The organism is Massilia sp. 01N417, from assembly GCF_056399645.1.
This window is the reverse complement of sequence record NZ_JBFTRS010000061.1, coordinates 1-655: the sequence shown is the minus strand read 5'-3', so window position 1 is coordinate 655 and position 655 is coordinate 1. Positions and strand designations below refer to the sequence as shown.

The following is a 655-nucleotide window of genomic DNA, read 5'->3' as shown; positions in this document are numbered from 1 at the left end:
CGATGGGGCTGCCGGCGCGCTCGCCGCCGCCAGCAGCGCGGCGCCGACCGGCGGCAGGCTGACCGGCAGCCACATCGCCGGGTTGTGGTAGGCGCCGCGGAAATGCAGCAGCGCCGCTTCCATGCTGGTGCCGGCCAGGCCGGCCGCCGCCAGCATGCCGAGGGCGCGGCCGCGCGGCATGCCGGCCAGCACCGGTTCCCCGCGTCCGACTTCGCGCGCGGCCAGTCCGAGCAGGCCGGCCAGCGACAGGGCCGCCGGCGCACCGATCGGCGCCGCATAGAACAGATTGCCCCAGGACAGGCCGCCGGGCCGGCGCAGCACGTTGTAGACGTGGAAGCCCAGCCCCGCCATGCCGGTCGCGCACGCCGCGCCGAAGGGCAGGGCGGCCACGCTGCGGCCAGGATCCCGCGCCGCCTTCGAGGCGCCGGCCAGGACCAGAGTCGCACTGGCCAGCGGCGCGAACATGCCGGGGTTGTCGAAGCCGCCGCGATAGTGTTCGAGGGCGCTGTCGCTCAGTACCGAGGCGGCCAGCATGGCGGACGACAGGTAGAGCTGGCCGGCGGCGCGGGCTTCCGGATCGGCGGTGCGCGAAGGCGCCGGCGCGTTCATTGGGCGCGCGGGGCGCGCGGGGCGCGCCGGGCGCACGGGACGCGGC

The 655-nt window shown here is 77.3% G+C and carries 1 pseudogene; it reads right to left on the bottom strand.

Annotated elements, in window-relative coordinates:
- Nucleotides 1-645: pseudogene (locus tag AC1DOQ_RS26920) on the bottom strand (hypothetical protein); the annotation flags it as partial.
- Nucleotides 646-655 lie beyond the last annotated feature (10 nt).